Source organism: Sphingomonas sp. SUN039 (assembly GCF_024758725.1).
Lineage (GTDB): Bacteria > Pseudomonadota > Alphaproteobacteria > Sphingomonadales > Sphingomonadaceae > Sphingomonas_O.
Window position 1 is genome coordinate 297968 of sequence record NZ_CP096972.1, and the last position, 18969, is coordinate 316936.

At 61.3% G+C, this 18969-nt stretch carries 19 protein-coding genes; 12 read left to right on the forward strand and 7 right to left on the reverse strand.

The genetic code is table 11. The features are described 5' to 3' along the window. The gene (locus M0209_RS01465) at positions 1–1125 is read left to right on the forward strand and encodes a DegT/DnrJ/EryC1/StrS aminotransferase family protein (protein ID WP_258886395.1); all 1125 of its coding nucleotides are present in this window, start codon (positions 1–3) and stop codon (positions 1123–1125) included. Here the strand turns inward: M0209_RS01465 and M0209_RS01470 are convergent. From M0209_RS01470 to wecB, 3 genes are read right to left on the reverse strand one after another with little or no spacing between them, the layout of a single operon-like run. Next, positions 1115–2350 carry a glycosyltransferase family 4 protein gene (locus M0209_RS01470; protein WP_258886396.1) on the reverse strand — a complete coding sequence of 412 codons (1236 nt, stop codon included), beginning with the start codon at positions 2348–2350 and terminating at the stop codon, positions 1115–1117. The genes M0209_RS01465 and M0209_RS01470 overlap by 11 nt on opposite strands. A gap of 19 nt (positions 2351–2369) precedes the next feature. After that, positions 2370–3638 carry a UDP-N-acetyl-D-mannosamine dehydrogenase gene (wecC, locus tag M0209_RS01475; protein ID WP_258886397.1) on the reverse strand — a complete coding sequence of 423 codons (1269 nt, stop codon included), beginning with the start codon at positions 3636–3638 and terminating at the stop codon, positions 2370–2372. Then, a complete protein-coding gene (gene wecB, locus M0209_RS01480; RefSeq protein ID WP_309547045.1) occupies positions 3635–4765 on the reverse strand; it encodes a non-hydrolyzing UDP-N-acetylglucosamine 2-epimerase in 1131 nt (376 codons plus the stop codon). The genes wecC and wecB overlap by 4 nt, the downstream gene beginning before the upstream one ends. A 159-nt stretch (positions 4766–4924) precedes the next feature. On the opposite strand from wecB, the gene M0209_RS01485 reads away from it, so the two are divergent. Genes M0209_RS01485 through M0209_RS01505 form a run of 5 tightly spaced genes read left to right on the forward strand, consistent with a single transcriptional unit; the run spans position 4925 to position 9062 of the window. Further along, entirely contained in the window at positions 4925–6103 is a 1179-nt protein-coding gene (locus M0209_RS01485; RefSeq protein WP_258886398.1) for a DegT/DnrJ/EryC1/StrS aminotransferase family protein, read from the forward strand. Positions 6104–6146: 43 nt separating this feature from the next. Then, the gene (locus tag M0209_RS01490; protein WP_258886399.1) at positions 6147–6767 is read left to right on the forward strand and encodes a sugar transferase; all 621 of its coding nucleotides are present in this window, start codon (positions 6147–6149) and stop codon (positions 6765–6767) included. 44 nt (positions 6768–6811) lie between these two features. Then, a complete protein-coding gene (locus tag M0209_RS01495; protein ID WP_258886400.1) occupies positions 6812–7696 on the forward strand; it encodes a methionyl-tRNA formyltransferase in 885 nt (294 codons plus the stop codon). Then, positions 7693–8367 carry a PIG-L deacetylase family protein gene (locus tag M0209_RS01500; protein ID WP_258886401.1) on the forward strand — a complete coding sequence of 225 codons (675 nt, stop codon included), beginning with the start codon at positions 7693–7695 and terminating at the stop codon, positions 8365–8367. Before M0209_RS01495 ends, M0209_RS01500 begins: the two co-directional genes overlap by 4 nt. A gap of 41 nt (positions 8368–8408) precedes the next feature. Continuing rightward, positions 8409–9062 carry an acetyltransferase gene (locus M0209_RS01505; RefSeq protein ID WP_258886402.1) on the forward strand — a complete coding sequence of 218 codons (654 nt, stop codon included), beginning with the start codon at positions 8409–8411 and terminating at the stop codon, positions 9060–9062. Between the two features lie 22 nt (positions 9063–9084). Here M0209_RS01505 and M0209_RS01510 read toward each other — a convergent pair whose 3' ends face one another. Genes M0209_RS01510 through M0209_RS01525 form a run of 4 tightly spaced genes read right to left on the reverse strand, consistent with a single transcriptional unit; the run spans position 9085 to position 14772 of the window. Continuing rightward, the gene (locus M0209_RS01510) at positions 9085–10287 is read right to left on the reverse strand and encodes a M48 family metallopeptidase (protein ID WP_258886403.1); all 1203 of its coding nucleotides are present in this window, start codon (positions 10285–10287) and stop codon (positions 9085–9087) included. Positions 10288–10340: 53 nt separating this feature from the next. Continuing rightward, complete coding sequence (locus tag M0209_RS01515; protein ID WP_258886404.1) at positions 10341–12533, reverse strand: polysaccharide biosynthesis tyrosine autokinase; 2193 nt, start codon at positions 12531–12533, stop codon at positions 10341–10343. A gap of 37 nt (positions 12534–12570) precedes the next feature. Further along, positions 12571–13314, reverse strand: coding sequence for a polysaccharide biosynthesis/export family protein (locus M0209_RS01520; protein ID WP_258886405.1), 744 nt, complete (start codon positions 13312–13314; stop codon positions 12571–12573). Between the two features lie 54 nt (positions 13315–13368). Continuing rightward, complete coding sequence (locus tag M0209_RS01525) at positions 13369–14772, reverse strand: O-antigen ligase (protein ID WP_258886406.1); 1404 nt, start codon at positions 14770–14772, stop codon at positions 13369–13371. Positions 14773–14938: 166 nt separating this feature from the next. Between M0209_RS01525 and msrA the strand changes: the two genes are divergently transcribed. The 6 genes from msrA (at position 14939) to M0209_RS01555 (ending at position 18955) form a co-directional block, all read left to right on the forward strand. Beyond that, positions 14939–15484, forward strand: a complete 546-nt coding sequence (msrA, locus tag M0209_RS01530; protein ID WP_258886407.1) for a peptide-methionine (S)-S-oxide reductase MsrA — start codon at positions 14939–14941, stop codon at positions 15482–15484. A gap of 110 nt (positions 15485–15594) precedes the next feature. Continuing rightward, positions 15595–16812 (forward strand): hypothetical protein, encoded by a 1218-nt coding sequence (locus M0209_RS01535; RefSeq protein WP_258886408.1) that lies wholly within the window; start codon positions 15595–15597, stop codon positions 16810–16812. Next, positions 16809–17051: an acyl carrier protein gene (locus M0209_RS01540; protein WP_258886409.1), complete on the forward strand. Its 243-nt coding sequence runs from the start codon at positions 16809–16811 to the stop codon at positions 17049–17051. The genes M0209_RS01535 and M0209_RS01540 overlap by 4 nt, the downstream gene beginning before the upstream one ends. Next, entirely contained in the window at positions 17048–17638 is a 591-nt protein-coding gene (locus M0209_RS01545; protein ID WP_258886410.1) for a GNAT family N-acetyltransferase, read from the forward strand. Before M0209_RS01540 ends, M0209_RS01545 begins: the two co-directional genes overlap by 4 nt. A gap of 16 nt (positions 17639–17654) precedes the next feature. Continuing rightward, positions 17655–18833 carry an MBOAT family O-acyltransferase gene (locus M0209_RS01550; protein ID WP_258886411.1) on the forward strand — a complete coding sequence of 393 codons (1179 nt, stop codon included), beginning with the start codon at positions 17655–17657 and terminating at the stop codon, positions 18831–18833. Beyond that, on the forward strand, positions 18830–18955 hold the full coding sequence (locus tag M0209_RS01555) for a hypothetical protein (protein ID WP_258886412.1): 126 nt from the start codon (positions 18830–18832) through the stop codon (positions 18953–18955). Before M0209_RS01550 ends, M0209_RS01555 begins: the two co-directional genes overlap by 4 nt. Positions 18956–18969 lie beyond the last annotated feature (14 nt).

The window sequence follows — 18969 nt, forward strand, 5'->3', positions numbered from 1 at the left end:
ATGGAATTTATCGATCTTGGCGCACAACAGCGCCGTATCCGCGACCGGCTCGACGCGCGTCTCGCCGCGGTTCTCGACGCCGGCAAGTACATCATGGGGCCCGAGGTGGCCGAATTCGAACGCGAGCTGGCCAGTTTCTGCGGCGCCCGCCATGCGCTCGGGTGCGCCAATGGCACCGATGCGCTGCAACTTGCGCTGATGGCCTTGGGCGCGAAGGCGGGCGACGCGGTGTTCTGCCCCTCGTTCACTTTCGCCTCGACCGCAGAGATCGTGCCGATGACCGGTGCGACCCCGGTCTTTGTCGATGTGACGCCGGCGAGCTTCAACATGGACGCCGAAAGCCTGAAGCGTGCCATCGTCTATGCGCGCAGTCTGGGTCTGCGTCCCGCCGGGGTTATTCCGGTCGATCTGTTCGGGTTGCCCGCAGACTATGACGCCATCTCGGATATAGCGCGCGAGAGCGGGATGTGGATCGTGGCAGACAGCGCCCAGGGGTTCGGCGCGACCTATCGCGGCCGGATTACGGGTTCGATCGGCGATATTGCCACGACCTCGTTTTTTCCAGCCAAGCCGCTTGGCTGTTACGGCGATGGCGGAGCGGTGTTTACGGGCAACGACGAATTGCGCGCCCTTATGGAATCCTACCGGGTTCACGGGAAGGGCAGCCACAAATACGATAACGAACGCATCGGCATAAATTCGCGTCTCGACACGCTCCAAGCCGCGATCCTGCTCGAAAAGCTGGCGATTTACGCCGACGAGATCGATGCCCGTCAACGGGTCGCCGCACGCTATACCACCGCGTTGCACAATGTGATCCAGACGCCCGAAGTGCCGGACGATTGCCGTTCGGTCTGGGCGCAATACACGCTGACATGTTCGGCCGGGCAGGACCGTGCGGCGGTTCTGGCCTCGCTTTCGGCAGCTTCGGTTCCAACGGCGGTCTATTATCCGCGCCCGCTCCACCAGCAGACCGCGTACCGGGACTTTCCGTGCGATCCCCAGGGGCTGGCGCACAGCGAGACGCTTGCGCTCAACGTCTTCAGCCTGCCGATGCACCCCTATCTGAGCGAGAGCGATCAGGACCGAGTCATCGATGCCGTCCGGGCCGCTGTTACCGTCTGAGCCCAGCAGCCTGTTCGAGGGTCGCAACGAACCGTGCCGCGAGGAGGGCACGGTCGAACTCCCGGGCACCAAGTGCTGCGCTGGCAGTCTTGCGCGCGACAAGCGTGCCCCGGTCCTTTTCGGCGAGCAGCGCCTGTAGCGCATCGGCAAAGCTTTCCGGGTCGCGCGGCTTGACCGCGATGCCGGCCCCCGACTGGCTGACGAGGTCGGCGACCCACCCTGGGTAGTTTGTCAAAATAGGTAAACCGGCGGCGAGATAATCGAAAAATTTGTTCGGCGATGTGCCCTCATAAAAGGCAGGAACATCGGCCAGTATCTGCATGCCGATATCGCTGCATTTCATAAGGCCCGGCAGGGCGCGCTTGGGCATCGGTTCGGCAAAACGGACGATATTCCACAGATTTTCGGCGGCAGTCCGCGCCACCAACGATGCCTTGTCCTTGCCGTCGCCGACCAGCAACAGCTTTACCCGCCGCTCGCCCCGCGCTTTGAGAACTGCGGCAGCATCGAGCACGGCGTCGAGACCGTTTGCCGGGCCGTGCGTCCCGGTGAATACCGCCAGCAGATCATCGGCGGCGATACCGTCGGAACGGACAGCGGCCGCGCCATCGCTGAACATCTGGATATCGCAGCCATTGGGGATGAGCGTAATTCGCTCAGGCGGCACGCCAAGGCGGGCGATCCCGCGTACAATTCCCGGCGCGAGGCCGATAAGGTGGCTGGCCGAGCGGTAGCCCACCCATTCAAGCGCGCCGAGCATCGCCAGTGTCACGGGATTACGGATGACACCCATCTCACGCGGAATTTCTGGCCACAGGTCGCGCACCTCGAAGACAAATCTGCGACCTCTCAGCCACCGCGCCGCGATACCGGGAAGCGCGGCAGTCAGCGGCGTGGTCGTGGCGAATACCAGGTCGGCTCGCCTTGTCACCGCGATCTGCATAGCCCGTGCGGCAAAGCGCAAGAACGCGATCGAGCGTTTGAGCAGCCCGTCGTTATTGGCGTAGGGGAGTTCGAGCTCGACGATATGGATGCCTTCGACATCGCCTTCGCGACGCCCCCGGCGAAACGGGCCGGTGAGACCGGTTCGCCCCTGCGCCGCCGATCCGCAGACCATGGTGACGTCGTGTCCCGCTGCAACGAGTGCCTTGGCCATTTCGTACGAGCGGGTCCCCCATGACCCGTCTGGGGTGGTGAAATGCTGATGAAAGTAGAGCAACTTCATAGCGGCGCGGCGATTTTGCTCATTGGCCCTCGAACAATCCGCAGGGGTCGATCACGGCGCGGCCAGCCAACTGGGCGGGCTCGATCGACTTGAAGACCGTATGGGCCGTCAGAAAGACGATTACATCGGCCTCCAGCGCTGCGGCGAGATCGACAAGCGGGACCTGTGCCTGGCCAAGTTCGGGCGGCGCAACTTCGGCGAACGGATCGCAGGCAATCACCCGGCCGATGCCCATGGCCGCAGCCAGCGCCGTCACCTCGACGGCGGGGCTTTCGCGGAAATCATCGACGTCGGGTTTATAGGCGAGGCCCATGCAGGCAATGGTCGGCTCCTGCTTGCCGCAGGTCAGCGCCGCCTCGCGGATCTTGTCGGCCACCCAATGCGGCTTTGCATCGTTGATACGCCGTGCGGTGGCGATCAGCCGCGACAGACCGGGTGCCATATCGACGATGAACCAGGGGTCGACCGCGATACAATGGCCGCCAACGCCGGCACCGGGACGCAGGATCTCGACCCGGGGATGTTTGTTGGTCAGCCCGATCAATTCCCAGACATCGATCCCGAATTTGTCGCAGATGAGCGACAATTCATTGGCGAAAGCGATATTCACATCGCGAAACGCATTCTCTGACAATTTGCAGAGTTCGGCCGTGCGGGCGTTGGTGACGTGGCAGGCTCCCTTGACCGCCAGACTGTAGAATTCGACCGCCAGTTCGCTGCACCGCGCTGTCATGCCGCCAACGATCCGGTCGTTATGCACGACTTCGTGGAGCACGCGTCCTGGCAGGATACGCTCGGGACAATGAGCGATATGGACCGAGCAATTCTTCCCGTCCTGATGCGGGAATACCAGATCGGCGCGCTCTTCGGCCAGCCAGCGCGAGATCTGCTCCGTCGTTCCCACAGGGGACGTCGATTCCAGAATGACAAGATTGCCGGGCTGCAGCTGCGCCGCGATCATCCGCGATGCGGATTCGACAAAGCGCAGATCAGGTTCCTTATCGCCCTTGAACGGGGTCGGGACGGCGATGAGAAACACATCGGCCGGTGCCGGCACTATGGTCGCGCGCAACTTACCGCGCTCGACGACGCGGCCGAGTACTTCGTCCAGGTTGGTTTCAACGATATGCGCCCGACCGTTGTTGATGCTGGCGACAGCGGCCTCGTTAACGTCGACACCGATAACCGTGATCCCGGCGTCGGCAAGTACCGCAGCCGTGGGCAGCCCGACATAGCCGAGACCATAAATCGAAGCGGTCACTGTAGCGGGATCGCGGAAGCTTTTCATACCTGTGCCTCTTGCATCGATTGGTTGGCCAGAGCGTCCAGAATGCGTCTGGTGGCAAGGCCGTCGCCATAGGGGTTATGGGCTTTTGCCATGGCCTGATAGGCTAGCGGATCGTCGAGCAGGCGGGTCGCCTGTTCGATGAGCGCGGCGGAAGACGTGCCGGTGAGCAAAACAGTGCCCGCTTCGACGGCCTCGGGCCGCTCGGTGGTATCGCGGGTAACGAGAACTGGCTTGCCCAGACTTGGCGCTTCTTCCTGAACGCCGCCGGAGTCGGTGACGATCAAATGGGCGCGGGTCATTAGCCATATGAACGTCAGATAGGGGACGGGTTCGATCAGATGCACGTCATCGACGCCGGCCAGAATGGGATCGACTGCCGCACGAACCTTTGGATTAAGGTGAACGGGATAAACGATCTGGACGTCGCCGCGTTGCGCGAGAATGGCCAGCGCCTGGCAGACCCGCGCAATCCCGCCGTCGTGATTTTCGCGCCGGTGACCGGTGACAAGAATCAACTTTTTACCGGCCGCCAGCGGCGGCAGGCCAGCTTCGATTTCACGCTTCAGCCGGGTGTCGTTTTCGAGCTTGGACTGCGCGATGAACAGGGCATCGATCACCGTATTGCCGGTCACGAAGATTGCCTCAGGCGCGACGGCCTCTTCGGCCAGATTCTGCCGCGACAACTCGGTCGGCGCGAAATGCAGGCTGGCCAGTCGACCGGTAATCTGACGGTTTGCCTCTTCAGGCCATGGCGATTTCAGGTTTCGCGTCCGAAGTCCGGCTTCGACATGCCCGACCGGGATATGGCTATAAAATGCTGCCAGCGCTGCGGCGGTCGATGTCGTCGTGTCGCCATGAACCAACACCCAGTCGGGCCGCCAATCGGCAAAGACGCGCTCCATGCCTTCGAGCACAGCCGTGGTTATGTGTGTCAGCCCCTGGCCCTCACGCATGATTTGCAGATCATCGTCTGCGGTCATCCCGAAAATATCCATGACCTGATCGAGCATCGCCGCATGTTGACCGGTCACGCAGAGACGCCCCTCGAAACGAGGGTCGTCCGCAAGCGCGAGGACCACGGGGGCCATCTTTATGGCTTCCGGCCGCGTTCCGAACACGGTCAGCACTTTAACAGGTTTCATCGTATCTCTTTGAGTGCGGCGCAGGCGCGCAACGCGACCGCCTATAGCAATGAATTGCGCGCGCAAAAGGAGAAAGGTAACTGGACACCGTGCAAGATTTCGGCTTGGGGGAGCGCCGAGCAAGACAAGGCCTTTTACCGGACTATGTTGAACACCCCATTTGCGCCGTGGCCGAGCTTTTCCGAAGAGGAAGTGGAGGCAGTGGCGGGCGTCCTGCAATCGAACCGGGTCAATTACTGGACGGGCAACGAAGGTCGCGTGTTCGAGGCGGAATTCGCGGCTTGGACGGGCACGGATCACGCCATCGCGCTTTCGAACGGGACGCTGGCGCTCGATCTTGCTCTCAAGGGATTGGGGATCGGACCGGGTGACGAGGTGATCGTTACGCCACGGACATTCATTGCATCGGTTTCATCGGTCATTACCGCCGGCGCCCGACCGGTGTTTGCCGATGTCGATGCCGACAGCGGCAACATTACGGCCGACACTATTGCCGCCGTAACGTCCGACTGCACGCGGGCCGTGCTGCCTGTGCATCTGGCGGGCTGGCCGTGCGACATGGGGCCAATCATGGCGCTTGCCGCTGTGCGTGATCTCAAGGTGATCGAGGATTGCGCGCAAGCCCATGGGGCAACGGTCGATGGCACACATGTAGGCGCGATTGGCGATGTCGGCGCATGGTCGTTCTGCCAGGACAAGATCATGACGACGGGCGGGGAAGGGGGCATGGTCACCTGCAACGATCCCGACGTCTGGGCCAAAATGTGGTCGTACAAGGATCACGGCAAGAGCTGGGATGCGGTCTACGAACGCACCCACCCGCCGGGTTTTCGCTGGGTGCACGAAAGCGTCGGGACCAACTGGCGCATGCTCGAGATGCAAGCGGCGATCGGCCGCATCCAGCTTCGCCGCATGACGGATTGGACCGCACGTCGCACGGCCATTGCCGTGCGTATTGCCGATGCGCTGCAGCCGTTTGCTGGGGCCGTGCGTGTCCCGATGCCGCGTGCCGGACTAACTCATGCCTTTTACCGGCTGTACGCCTATGTGCGCCCCGATAACCTTCAGCCGGGGTGGAGCCGCGACCGGATCGTTGCCGAGGTCGTCGCAGCGGGTGTTCCGCTGCTTCAGGGCAGCTGCTCGGAGGTCTATCTCGAAAAGGCGTTCGATGACACCGGCTTCCGCCCCGCGCGCCCGCTCGAAGTCGCCCGCGAGCTTGGCGCGACGAGCCTGATGTTCCTCACGCATCCCACGCTGACCGATGCCGAGGTCGACAAATGCTGCGCCGTCGTGTCGCAAGTATTTGCGTCGGCGAGCCGGTAAGCTTGGGGTTCGCCCAGTTCTCGACCGCCCGACGTCGTGCAGCATGAAGGATGAGTCGCATTCCTATTTGAAGCGCGGTTTCGATCTTGTCGCTGGGGTGCTAGGCTTTGTCGCGCTTTCGCCGGTCATGATCGCCGTGGCTCTGGCCGTCGTGGCGACGATGGGGATGCCGCTGTTTTTCGTGCAATCACGGAGCGGCCTTGGCGGCAAGGCGATCAACTTGCTGAAGTTTCGCAGCATGACCGACGCGCGCGACGCGAATGGCCAATTGCTTCCCGATGACCATCGGACGCCATCGGTAGGATTCCTGATCCGGCGTTATCGCGTAGATGAGCTGCCCTCGCTGTTCAACATCGTCCGGGGCGACATTTCGCTGGTTGGCCCGCGCCCCCTTTTGAAAACGTCGGAAGCAAATGTTACCGGTGGCATGCGGCGACTGTCGGTCAAGCCCGGATTGACCGGGCTCTCGCAGATATCGGGCAACACATTGCTCAGCGAACATGAGAAGCTCGCCGTCGATCTCTACTATATCGCGAACCGGTCGATGGCCTTCGACCTCAGAATTGTCTTGCAGACGCTGATGACGGTCATCCATGGTGAGCGACGAGACGAGGCGCTCATTTCGCGCGCGCTGGCCTTGATGGCGATGGACACCGCACGATGACCCGATCCGCAATTGTTGTCGGGGCGGTGCAGTCTACCGCCATATTGCTCGAAGCGATGCGCGCGGCCGGCTGGCTGCCAAAGCTGATCATTACCGTGCCCGATGACCGCTCTGCGATGCATTCGGACTATGTCGATCTGGGTGCATGGGGTGCTGTGCATGGTGTCGAGGTCGCCAAAAGCCTGAACGTCGAGCAGCCCGATATTCTCGCCCGCGTACGCGATCTCGATCCCGACTTTATTTTCGTGGTCGGATGGTCGCGCCTTTGCGGTCCCACGTTTCAGGCGTGCGCGCGCAGCGGCGTGATGGGCTATCATCCGGCTCCGCTGCCGCGCCTGCGGGGTCGCTCTGCCTTGTCATGGACCATCCTGCTGCAACTCGAACGGACGGCGGGGAGCCTGTTCTGGATCGATGAGGGCACCGATGCAGGCGCGCTGCTCGCGCAGGAGACGTTCGAGCTGGACGAACGCGTGCGACTGGGCGAGCTGCTCGACTTGCACATGCTCGCGCTGAGGAAGATGCTGGACAGGGTATTGCCGAGGTTGATTGAGGGCGACGTCAGTGCCGCAGTGCAAGACGAAAGTGCGGCGACATATCTGTCGGCGCGGCGGCCCGAAGACGGCCTTATCAATTGGAATGATGACGCGCTTTCTATCGACCGGCTGATCCGTGCAGTCGGCCGTCCCTATCCGGGCGCCTTTACATGGCTGGGTCGCAAAAAGGTCACCATCTGGGATGCCAAACCCGTCGCTCGGCCTGAGTGGATCGCGCAGGTCGGGCAGATATTCGACTATGCAGCCGGCGCACCGATCGTCCGGTGCGGCAATGGAAGTTCGCTCTGCCTTGTGGAATATGACATCAGCGAAGGAGGGGAACCCGTCGAGTCCCGCCTGAAAGGGCAGCCACGTTTTCGGGAGAGATCGAATTGAATCGGGTTCTGGTTATCGCGCCGCATGCCGACGACGAGACGCTGGGAATGGGCGCAACGATTGCACGGTTCTCTGCCGAAGGTCGAGCGGTGACCGTTGCTATCATGACGGGGCATGGAAGCGAGCCGAACGTGCTCGGCCCGCCGAGTCTTTGGGACGGTATCCGCGCGGAAGCAGCACTCGCGTGCAAGGTGCTTGGCGTTCATGAGCTCGTGTTCGATGAATTGCCTGCCGTCGGTCTCGATCGCCATCCTACACATATTACCAACCGGCGTGTGGCCGATCTGGTCGCTCGTGTCGCGCCGACCGAACTCTACCTGCCGTACTATCACGATTTGCACGGCGACCACGGGGCGCTGGCCTATGCCGGTTTTGTCGCCACCAGACCCTATCAGTCGCACTCGGTAAAACGGGTGGCTATGTACGAAACGCCGACCGAAACACATTTGCTGCCACATTCGGTCGTCAACGCCTTTGCACCTACGCTCTTTGTCGATGTTTCGGAGTCGATCGGCAAAAAGACCGATGCCTGGAATTGTTATGCATCGCAGCATCATGCCGGTCATTCGCCGCGGTCTGCGGCGGCGATCGAGGCACTTGCCACATGGCGGGGCGCGTATATCGGCGTCGCGCACGCCGAGGCCTTTCATGTCGTGTATGACGCCCAATAGGGGCCTCCCACGGGCGGCGACACACGCGGGGAGCCGCTGAAATGGCAGAATTGATCGGCGTTTATGGTGCGGGCGGCTGCGGTCGCGGACTCATGCCGCTTGTGCGCGATCAATTTGCTGTGTCTGAAAATGTCGAACTAGTGTTCGTAGACGACGGGCAAGCGGGGCGGTTCGTCAACGGACAGCGGGTCGTGTCCTTCGCCGACTTTTGTGTGCGACCGGCGCGGGCCAAACGCATGGTCTTGGCCGTCGCCGACGGTGGTGTGAGGCGGCGGCTTGCTGTCGAATGCGAAGCGGCGTCGATCGACTTTTTCGAGGTGCGGGCGGCAAATGTCGTCATCATGGACGATGTGTCGATCGGGGTCGGCGCGGCACTGTCGCCCGGGGTCGTCGTCACCAGCAACATCCGGATCGGCCACCATTTCCACTGCAACATCGGCAGCATCGTCGAGCACGACTGCGTCATCGGCGACTATGTCACCTTCGCACCCGGCGTCCGGTGCAATGGCAACATCGAGATCGGCGACGGTGCCTATATCGGCGCCGGAGCGATGATCAGGCAGGGCAGGCACAATGCGCGGCTGAAGATCGGAGCGGGCGCGACCATTGGAATGGGCGCGGTCGTGATCGCCGATGTGCCGGACGGAGTCACCATCGTGGGGAATCCGGGACGCCCGATTGCACGTTCGTCCTGAGCGGCGCTTGGCCGTCGGGCCGTTACAGACTTCGCTGTGGCAAACGCGCGAGCCGGAGGCCTGAGATGACTGCCTCGGTTGCGCTCGTGCTTCCACCACGGGTCGTAATGGTGACCGACTGGACGGGGCATGCCGCCGTGACATTGGCCGAAAAATCGGCCTTCACCCGTCCGACGGCGGTACTCGGCACGGACTGCGCTGCAATGACAGTCTGCCCGGTCTTCGCCTCGCAATTGAGATTGAAGGTAACCGAGCCACCTAGGGCCGACGTGGCGAATTCCACGACTGCGCTGACCTTGATCGGGCCGGCAGCCGCATAGAGCAGCTTTTGGCCCACGACCCCGCCGACATTGGGCTGCGCGAAAATTACGAGCCGATTTTCGCCTGCGCTGTCGGCTTCGCTTTCGATCTCCGCGCCCTTTTCGGCATCGACAAAAAACTTCCAGCTTATCGGCGCGCGATTCTTGTCCAGATTTGCCGGCGTCAGTTCAATCGTCGTCAGCGTCTGCGGGTCCGACCTTGGAATCAGGCGATAGACTGTGCGCGCCGCGTCGAAATCACGCACGACGGCGAGCCGGTCGAGCAGAAAACCCTCCCGACCGCGATACTCCGGTGCTTTGGGAAATCCGCCCGCGCGCTGGGCAAGATCGGCGAATACCGATGTTGCCTTGCTCTGGTCAATCGCAAAATCGAGAAACGTCGGCAGCCAGGGCGGCGGCTTGTGGAAATATGGCACGAACGCCTGGCGAATTTCGGCATCCTCCAACGCGGTGGTCAGGGTTGAAAAAAGCAGTGTGTGCGCTTCTTTCGTCGTCCGGATCGCAATATCGTATTGGTAGAGCGTCGCAGCCAGATTACCCGATTGCGAGGCATCTTCGATATGCCACAGGTTGGTGGCAAGGTCCCTGCGTGTGGCTCGCTGTGCCAGCTGGAAAAAGGGTCTGGATCCGGCGGGGTTCCCCCGCAAATCGGCAACCAGCCCGAGAGCACGCAGCGCGGCGGGATTTACCGGGTCGCTGCGTAATGCCGCATGCGCCAATCGGTCGGCGGTACTGGCATCGGGCTTGCCCGTGGAAACGAGGATTTTGTTATTTGCGCTGGCGGCCAGCGCATAGCCATTCGACGGCAAAATGCCCAACCCCGCGCGTGAATTAGTGACGAGGGCGATGGTCGCAAGCGCATCACCGAACGACAGCGAGGCCATGGTCGCGGCGAGGACCGCCACGAGTCCGCGGAAGCCCAGTGTAATGTGCCGGCTGGGCCCTGCCGCAAGCGCACTCACGCCGATTGGTCGGTGCTGCCATAGCCATAGCCGTAGCCATAGCCATAACCGTAACCGGCGTGGTTCGCCTTGAGCTTGGTCAGCACGGCACCGGCAATCTGGGCGTGCACCGCTCTCAGTCGGTCGATCGACGTCTTGAGCCCGCGGACGGCGACCCCTTCGACCTCGATGATGAAAACACAGCCTTCGACGGCGCGGGCGAGCAACGGCGCGTCGGCCAGGCCGAGCACGGGTGGCGAATCGATCACGACATGATCGAACTGGCCGAGGAGCTGGGTCACCAGCATCTTCATGCGATCGCTGCTGAGCAATTCGGCAGCGCTCGGCGGGGTCGGACCGGCCGGAAGCAACTGCAGACCGCGCGAGTTCGTTGGCTTCAGATACTTCGCCCAGTCATTGTCGCCCGCAAGGATGTTGCTGAGGCCCGACGCATTGCCGACTTCGACAAAGCTATGCAGCGACGGGGAGCGCATGTCGGCATCGATCAGCAGGACATTTTTCCCCGTGCGACCAAGCACCGTTGCCAACGCAAGACTGGTCGTACTCTTCCCTTCGGCAGGCCGGGTACTGGTTATCATCAGCGAGCGTGGCACGCCGTGATCGGTCGAAAACGCCAGGCTGGAACGGATTGAAATATATGCTTCGGACAGCGACGACTTCGCATCGTTCAGCATCGCTATGACGTCGGCATCGGGCGCATCGGGCACGCTGCCCAGCAAGGGGATGTGCAACAGGCGATTGACGTCGCCCGGATCGCGCAGTCCCTCGTCGATCTGCTCGAGCGCGAATGTCGCAGCGCCCGCAACGACGAGTCCTGCGAGCAGGGCCAACGCCATGTTGACCGGCAGTTTCGGGGATGAAGGCGAGTCCGGCACATCGGCGGCGTTGACGATGGAAATGTTATTCGCCGCAACACCCGCGACGCCGATTTCCTTGTAGCGCTGGAGCAGACCGTCATACAGTTCGCGGTTCGTGTCGGCTTCGCGCTGATAAATATTATACTGAATGCTGTCGCGCTGCTGGACATCCATCTGCTCGCGCAGTCCGTCGACCCGTGCTCTGAGCCCAGCTTCACGCTTTGCAGCTTCCGAATATTCGCTCGACCGCGTCGATTGAACGCGCGAAACCTCACGCGCAATACTGGTGTCTAGCGCGCGCACCTGTTCGGCTAACGCACGTGCCGCAGGATAACCCGGCTCGAACTGAACCATCAACTTGGCATATTCCGATGCGACTTCCGCGCGCTTTTGGCGCAGCGACGAGATTGCGACGTTGCTCAACGCCTCCGCATTCGCCCCGTTGCCGGAATTTTCGCGTGAACGGCTTTCGGCGTTGATCCGGTCTGCTGTCGCTTTGGCCAAAGCATCGTTAAGCGCCTCGAGATCGCTCGACACAAGAGTCCGTTCGACCTTCGTCTTGCCATCGGCGCTTTCGGATTTTCCCAGCGCAACGATGCCCTTTTGCGACGCATAGTTGACCAGATCGCGTTCCGAGGATTCGAGCCGGGCGCGGAGCTCGGCGAGCCTTCCTTCGAGGAACCTGCGCGCATCAGCGGTCGACTCGAACCGGCGGTCCATGCTCGACTGGATATATTGTTGCGACCAGACATTGGCGATCTGCGCCGAGATCTTCGGTGACGCGCTGGTATAGACGATATCGATCAGACTCGACCCGCGAATGGGCACGATCGAGATATTACCGATAAGCAGATTGACGGCGAGCTTTTCGCGGTTCGCCCGTTCGGCCGGCGAGAGCGCCCGATCGCTCTTGTTGAAGAACATGGACTCGTTCGTCGTGTCCACGCCGTGCGCTGCCATAAAATCGCGGTTCGAGGAGAGCCGCAAGGTTTTCGATACACGTTGGGCCAGCGAGCGGTCCGAAAGCAGTGAATATTGGGTCTGGTAGAATTCGAGCTCGCGTCCGACTCCTTCGGACTCGACGCCTTCGACCTTCGTGATGTTCTTCTGTTCGCGACTTATCTCGATACGAGCCGCAGCCGAATATTTGGGCGTGGCGAGCAGTGTCGCGATCAGCCCTATGACTAGCGATGCCGCGACGATGCCAGCGATCAACCATTTCCACCGCAATGCCACCTGCCAATATTGCAGCAGAATCGGCGGGGCTATGCCGGGTCGCTGTTGCGCCATAGCCGGCGAATTCATCATCTCGATCGGTACTGAGTTTGGCATCTGCGTTTCGTTCTTTCGAGGGAGTCCGGCGGCGAGCTCAGTTTCTCAACAGCAGGATGAGGGGGGTCGCGACGGCCGGAATAACCTGCAGGGCGTCCTTGAACAGACGACGTGCACTTGAATCCCCGACCACGACCACATCATTGGCGAAGATCTCGGGATCTTCATAGTTGCCGCGACGGATGGCTTTCAAATTATACAGCGCGGCCATCGGCTGGCCCTTGACAGTTCTAAACACGACAACATCATCGAGCTTAGCGAATTCGGAAACACCTTTGGCTCGCGCGACGGCGCGCATAAGCGTGAGTTTGCCGACGACGGGATAGAGCCCGGGCTCGCGCACCTCGCCATCGACAGTGACTACCTGGCTGACCGTCTCGCGCAGATTGACGGTCACTTGGGGGTCACGGACGAACCGACCGCGTAGGCGTTCTTCGAGGATATCCTCAAGCTCGCCCGGCGTCTTGCCAGCTGCCTCGACAACGCCGGCGAGCGGAAAGGAAATTCTGCCGCCCGCGTCGGTTTGCACTTGCTTGCGGCTCAGATCCTCGATTCCGAATACGTCAATCGTCAGCTGGTCGAAGGGACCGATCAGATAAGGGCGGTTCTGGCCGAACAAATCGCTCCGTTCGGGCGGCGGAAGCACATTGGTTGGCGCGACCTGCACCTGTCCAGCGGCCTGCCCACCGCCCCGCGCGCCACCGGCCGAACCCAGTTTCGACGGGCCGACGCACGCCGATAGGCAGGCGATGCCTACAATCAAACACCAGCGGAAGGACATGAAGAAACCCTTGAAATTTGAGGTGGCGCTAGCGGATTGCGCGACCGACTTCCATTACTTTTCTGACCCTAGCGGGGATTTCGCTGGCAATCGAAACGGTACGTTCATCCAAAGTGCTGCCATCACTGCCAGCACCATGATCGATGGGGTGCGTAGCGGATAATCGCTGAAGCTGCCAATAGCGAACAGCAAAAGCACGGTCGATCCCAGCCTTGCGTAGATGTCGTCGGTTGAATTCGCGCCACGACCCAGCCACACTTTGGCGCTAACCATTGCCCAGGCCACGACGATGACCGCTAGCACCGCGCCGCCGAGCAAGCCGCCGGTCATCAGCATTTCGAGCCAATCATTGTGGGCATGGTTGATATAGCTCAAGCCGAGCATGTCGTGCGCCTCTTGAATCTGGTACACCTCGACAAAGGAACCCATTCCCGAGCCGAACGGGAAATAGCTCCGTGCTGCCTCGAGCGTCGGCATCCACAGCGAGAAGCGCAGATCGTCGAGCTGGCCGGGCGCGGCAAGGCGCTCGATCGACATAGCGCGCGAAAACATAATCGAGAGCATGACAAGGACGCACGCCGCGACTGCGGCGCCGACATAGGCTAGGTAGCTCTTCATGCCGGAGCGTTTTTTTACCGCGACACGTATTGATCGTGTGCCCAGCCGGTACGCAGCGCCTCCGGCCAAGATGCCGACCAGTGCCACTGCCAGCCCGGAGCGCGACCCCGTGATGAGGATGAACGGAATCATCGCAATGGCAACCACAAGGGCGATCCATCCGAACAGCGACTGCGCTTGCGGGGTCCGTGCGTAGACTGCAGCCAAAGTACCGATCATGACGAACAGGCCCGCGAGGAAATAGGCATGATGATTGCGGTTGACGAACAGCCCTATCGCCGAGCCATCATTCGAAAGTTCGTGAAAATACAACGGACTGCTCGATGTCCCGACCGCCTGCAGCAGCCCAATCAGCGCGCTCACGAGGCCGAGAATAAGGACAATCGGCAATATCCGCTGCTGCTCTTCACGAGGGATAGAGATGCCCAGCAGAAAAGCGGCTAGGGGTACGCTGAGCGAAAAGAGGGCATTTCTGGTCGCGGAGGGCACCATCGTGATACATCGCCACGCGTCGATGCCTGCGGCCTTGTCGATGTCGGCGATGAGCCCGTGCCCGGGAAGCAGATGAGCCAATCCGGGCGGCAGGGGTATGAGTTGCAACAAGGGCAAAGCGATGATCGCGCCGCCAAGCCAGGCGAGTGTCTTGTAACTGCCCAGCGCACCTTTGGGCAGCGCGATTATGGCAGCGCCGCACACCAGAATGGCGACCGGTCGCAGGACCAACAGGTAGATGCTGTCGGCGCGCGACGCGCCGCCGATCAGGAAGACAAAAACGATAAAGGCTGCGAGGAACCAAAAGCGCAACGAAAGGTGTTTGTCGGACTTGGTTCGACCAATCACTATGCACCACCAACCCTTGGCGCTTCCGAAGCCGCGCTTGTCGTATTACAGGGGGTGCCGGATAAGGCCTGATGGTCTCAAGTCAATGTGCGCGACGTTTTCGGCGGGGGCGGACCAGCTCGGCAAGACGGCGGCAGGCAATTATGAAACAAAGGAATTTACAGCAATGAGTACCGAAACCACGACGCTTGCTGCAGGATGTTTCTGGTGCATCGAGGCAGTGTTCGATGGCCTTGCCGGGATCGACAGTGTCGAGAGCGGATATATTGGCGGGCATGTGCCTGACCCGACTTACAAAGAGGTCTGCGGCGGGGCGACCGGCCATGCCGAGGCCGTGCGCATAACATTCGATTCCGACGTGGTAAGCTACGACGAAATTCTCGACATTTTCTTTGAGATTCACGACCCAACGCAGCTCAACCGGCAAGGCAATGATGTCGGCACGCAATACCGATCGGCGATCTTTCCGCATTCGCCCGCGCAGGAAGCTGCAGCCCGCGCTGCTATCGTCCGCGCGCAAGCTGTACGAAATACCCCGGTCGTCACCACCGTCGAGCCGCTGTCCGACTGGTATGTCGCCGAAGACTATCACCAGGAATATTTCGAACGAGAAGGGGCCGCAAACCCCTATTGCCAGATCGTGGTCGCACCAAAACTCGCGAAATTTCGCCAGCGGCATGCCGCGCGGCTGAAAGACGGGGTCACGGCGTAGCGGCAAGGATCGCCCGCCACAAACTCTCTTGGACAGCGGCGTTGGCCCCTTGCATCGGTGAAGTCTGCGGGTAAGCCGCGCGGGATGAACGTCGCGATCACCCGCCGGCTATGACCGACCGCTCCAACGTCGCGTTGCCAGCGCCCGTGCCTGGCTTTCTGCGGAGCGACGTCGCAGCAAAGCTCGCCTATCTCGATCGCCGCGATGTATCGGCGAGGCTCGCGCCCGACGGCGCTTCGGTCAGCTTTAGCGTGACCGACATTCCCGACGCCGACCGTGAGCAGATTGCCAACCGTGTCCTGAAGCTCGTTCACGACATGACGACCGATGCGTTCGAACCCGAAATCGAAGTTATGGAGGTCCGCGCCGGCGGGTCGGCCTTCCGCGACGATCCGATGCCCGCGCTCGCTGCACGGGGGGAGGTGTTTCGGGAAGGTGACGGTTATTATTCGCTCGGGCCGCAACTTTCCGCGGTTATCGCCCATGTCGATGATCGCTTGGTGCAAGTCGCGGCGGCGATGTCCGCGCGTACCTATCGATTCCCGGCGCTGATCTCGCCCGCATATCTGGAACGCGTCCAGTATTTCAAAAACTTTCCGCACTCGCTGAGTTTCGTAACCCACCTCAACGCCGACATAGATGACATCCAGAGCTTCAGTTCCGACGCCTGTTGCATCGACGGCCGTGTCCATGCCGATCCTGCCGTGTTCGCGCGGGCCCCGGCCATGCTGTCGCCGACGGTGTGCCATCATCTTTACGCTATGCTCGAAAATCAACGGATCGAGGCACCCGGCCTCGTTGCCACGGCGCACGGGCATTGTTTCCGCTTCGAAGCAAGCAACATGTACGCGCTCGAGCGGGCGTGGAACTTCACGATGCGCGAAATCATGTTCGTCGGCGATGAAGACTTCGTTGCCGCGCAGCTCGAGCATGTTCGTGCCGCTGTCGCACCGATCTTGGCAGAACTCGATCTGAGCTACAGCGTGGAGACGGCGAACGACCCGTTCTTCGTCGATACGTTCCGCGATCAGGCCGCTTATCAGGCGGCGTTCGAACTCAAGCAAGAAGTGCGCGCCGACATCCCCTATCGGGGCAAGTCGCTGGCCATCGCGTCGTTCAACCGGCACGGAAATTTTTTCGGGCGAACGCTCGATATTCGCGATGCCAACGGCGAGTTCGCTTGCACCGGATGTTTTGGCGCGGGGTTCGAACGCATCGCCTTTGCGCTGGTCGCGCAACACGGACCCGATCCACAGGGGTGGCCGTCCGCCATACGCGCCGTTGCCGATGGCGTGACCCCAGAATTATCGACAGGAGGCAGCGCGTGACCGAAGACGAGATATATGCCGGCATAGCGACTGTGTTCAGGCAGCAGCTAAAAATGCCAGACCTGATGGTTTCGCCCGGCATGACGGCGGGCGATGTCAAAGGATGGGATAGTTTGACCCATATTCGCCTAATCCTCGCAGTAGAAAAGCAGTTCGGCGTGAAATTCCGCACGAGCGAGGTTTCCAGCTTTCGCAACGTCGGCGATCTGGCGGAATTGGTGCGGGCCAAGATCGGTTGAGCGATTTCGGTACAGCGCGCTCGACCATCGTTCAGGACTTGAGCTTCGAACAGCGGCTGGTTGCCGCGCCCCTGCTCATCGAATCGCTTGCTGGCTATTATGCTCTGCTCGCCCTTGCCCGAGACGATTTGATCGAGGCGCTCGTCGCCGAAATGACCGAAACCACGACCGAGCTCGGCAATGGCGTGGCCCTGATCGATGCCGATGACGTGCTCGTCGGGGTGTTCTGCGGATATCCTGCCGAAGAGCTGCCGCCCCGGCAGGTTGCCAGTCTCTACCACCTCGTGTCGAGGGTCGATGCGGATACGGGATTGCAGATACTGGAAGCTAGCGCGCGCCACGCTGCTGGCATTGAGCGCGTCCCGGATAATAGCTACTACATGGCGCGGATGGGTATCGCGCCAGCGTACCGGGGCAGGGGAGTGTCGTCCTATTTCTATCGGGTCGCGCGGGCGGCGGCAGCGGGTCGTTTGTTGTCGCTGCATGTCGAGGCGGCGAACGGCGGGGCTGTCGGCCTCCATCATCGCGAGGGACTCTCTCTCTACGGGGCGAGCGACGGACCATTCCTGTGCATGACCGGACCTTGAGCCGGGTGGCCAGCGCATGATTTTTCAACTTGAGTTCCGTTTCTGGATCTGCGCGTTCGTCATCTTCGTGCTGATCCGGTTGCGCCCGCCGATGCCGCCATCGACGTGGTTTGCCCTGCTCAACCTAATCGCGTTGTTCCTGCTTCTCGGCCTTGCAGCAACGCTGGCGATTGCGGGGTTCGCCGCGCTGTTGTGGCTCTGCCTTTTTGCCGCCCGCAGGCAAGACGGGCGCACAGCCGGTGCCGTGCTGCTTGTTGCTGGTGCGGCAGCAGTCGGTTGCGTCATCGTCTGGCAGAAGGCGATGTTCGAATTCACCGCAGCCGGTGCCACGGTTCCTTGGCCAAGATCGACGAAATTGCTGGCGTTGGTCTCGTTTTCTTATGTCGCACTTCGCGCTTGGGACGCGATCTCGGCAGTCCGTGACGGGGCTCCGTTGCTCGACCCCCTAGCGCTGAGCGGCTATCTCGCGCCGTTCTTCATGATGCCTGCCGGGCCAGTCAATGTGTATCGCGACCATCTGGGTGTCGATGCGCGAGGGGCCTTGTCGGCACCCGACTGGCGCGCCTTTCTCGGCGGTGTCCAGACCATCGTCACAGGGCTGTTCGTGAAATTCGTTCTTGCCGAGCTTCTTCGCCTGTTTGTCGTTGGCGTGAACGGCGACTGGCCGAGCGGAGGTCTGGGCGATACCTTAATATCGTTCATTTACATCTATTTGGATTTTGCTGGATATTCGTTGATCGCGCTCGGCGTCGGGCGGCTTCTGGGCGTGCCCACCCCGGTCAATTTCGATCGTCCCTTGCTTGCGACCTCGCTGACCGACTTTTGGAGCCGCTGGCATATGTCGCTGGGCAACTGGATACGACGGCATCTGTATCTGCCAATCCAGCTCAGCTTCATGCGCCGGTTTTCGGGCGGCAGCGAATATGTCGTCAACGGGGTCAGCCTGATGGTGGCATTCACCTTTGTCGGCCTGTGGCACCGCTTCACCTTGCCATTCCTCGTCTGGGGTATCGTTTTCGGCTGTCTGCTGGCCCTCGAAAAATATGTGCGCGATACGGTCGGTGTGGCGTTACTCGAACGGCACCCGGGCGTCGGGATATGGCTGCGGATCATCGGACCCTTTTACGTGCTGGCGACGATTGTCGTCATGCTCCACCTCACCGCGATGCAGCAGATGGTCGGGACCGCACGATGAAGCTGTTCGTGCCGACTCCCCTTCGAATCGTCGCCCGCATCGCCTGGATTTTGGCGATGCTGAGCGCGGTCGTCGTCATGACCCAAACGGCGAGCACCCCGTTTGTGTACGGCGCGTTCTGATGCGCTGGGCGGGT

Coding starts and splice junctions, on each gene's coding strand:
- M0209_RS01550 (WP_258886411.1), top strand. CDS start 17,655: ATGATTTTTCAACTTGAGTTCCGTTTCTGGATCTGCGCGTTCGTCATC.
- M0209_RS01555 (WP_258886412.1), top strand. CDS start 18,830: ATGAAGCTGTTCGTGCCGACTCCCCTTCGAATCGTCGCCCGCATCGCC.
- M0209_RS01520 (WP_258886405.1), bottom strand. CDS start 13,314: ATGTCCTTCCGCTGGTGTTTGATTGTAGGCATCGCCTGCCTATCGGCG.
- wecC (WP_258886397.1), bottom strand. CDS start 3,638: ATGAAAAGCTTCCGCGATCCCGCTACAGTGACCGCTTCGATTTATGGT.
- M0209_RS01465 (WP_258886395.1), top strand. CDS start 1: ATGGAATTTATCGATCTTGGCGCACAACAGCGCCGTATCCGCGACCGG.
- M0209_RS01485 (WP_258886398.1), top strand. CDS start 4,925: ATGTTGAACACCCCATTTGCGCCGTGGCCGAGCTTTTCCGAAGAGGAA.
- M0209_RS01490 (WP_258886399.1), top strand. CDS start 6,147: ATGAAGGATGAGTCGCATTCCTATTTGAAGCGCGGTTTCGATCTTGTC.
- M0209_RS01515 (WP_258886404.1), bottom strand. CDS start 12,533: ATGCCAAACTCAGTACCGATCGAGATGATGAATTCGCCGGCTATGGCG.
- M0209_RS01505 (WP_258886402.1), top strand. CDS start 8,409: ATGGCAGAATTGATCGGCGTTTATGGTGCGGGCGGCTGCGGTCGCGGA.
- M0209_RS01535 (WP_258886408.1), top strand. CDS start 15,595: ATGACCGACCGCTCCAACGTCGCGTTGCCAGCGCCCGTGCCTGGCTTT.
- M0209_RS01470 (WP_258886396.1), bottom strand. CDS start 2,350: ATGAAGTTGCTCTACTTTCATCAGCATTTCACCACCCCAGACGGGTCA.
- msrA (WP_258886407.1), top strand. CDS start 14,939: ATGAGTACCGAAACCACGACGCTTGCTGCAGGATGTTTCTGGTGCATC.